The sequence below is a fragment of the Nguyenibacter vanlangensis genome (assembly GCF_013376155.1).
Classification (GTDB): domain Bacteria; phylum Pseudomonadota; class Alphaproteobacteria; order Acetobacterales; family Acetobacteraceae; genus Gluconacetobacter; species Gluconacetobacter vanlangensis.
On sequence record NZ_JABXXP010001027.1, the window covers coordinates 1 to 788 of the forward strand.

1 protein-coding gene is annotated in these 788 nt (G+C 69.8%); it reads right to left on the reverse strand.

Translation table 11 applies throughout. The annotated features are described in order from the left end of the window. A partial coding sequence (locus HUK84_RS20970) for a phosphoribosylformylglycinamidine cyclo-ligase (protein WP_246285814.1) occupies nucleotides 1-520 on the reverse strand: 520 nt, incomplete at its 3' end. Nucleotides 521-788 lie beyond the last annotated feature (268 nt).

The window sequence follows — 788 nt, forward strand, 5'->3', positions numbered from 1 at the left end:
CGCCGACCGAAAAACCGGCCAGGTCGTAATGGCCCGGCCCGTACATGCCGGGCATCTCGGCCGTCTCGCCGCCGACCAGGGCGCAGCCCGCTCCCCGGCATCCCTCGGCAATGCCGCGCACCACCTTGGCCGCATCGTCCACCGCCAGCCGCCCGGTCGCGAAATAATCCAGGAAGAACAGCGGCTCCGCCCCCTGGACGACCAGGTCATTGACGCACATCGCCACCAGGTCGATTCCCACCGTCTCGTGCAGGCCGCTTTCGATCGCGACCATCAGCTTGGTACCCACCCCGTCGGTGCAGGACACCAGGACCGGATCGGCAAACCCCGCCGCCTTCAGGTCGAACAGCGCGCCGAATCCGCCCAGCCCGCCCATGGTGCCGGGCCGGTCGGTCGCCCTGGCGGCAGGCTTGATCGCATCGACCAGCGCGTCACCGGCCGCGATATCCACGCCGGCATCGCGATAGGTGGCGCCGCCGGAAGACGTGGCGGCCGGCAGGGAAGGGGGGACGGAACGCATGGGGGCTGGCCTTCGTCGTCAGATTGCCGCGAATTTCGCCCGGCGCGCCGCGCGGGGGTCGAAGAACGGGACAAGGTAGGGTAAACGCTCACCGGTTCCTTTACGGCAGAGGAAGGCGGCGCGCAAAGCGGTGGTTGAACGGACGGCACAGAAACATCCCGAACATCCCGGCGCGGCGCCCGATGCGGCGGCCGCGGCCGGCGCGACCGGCCAGTTGGCGCTGCCCTTCGTCCACCATTCCCGGTTCGACCGTGCCGATTTCGTGGCG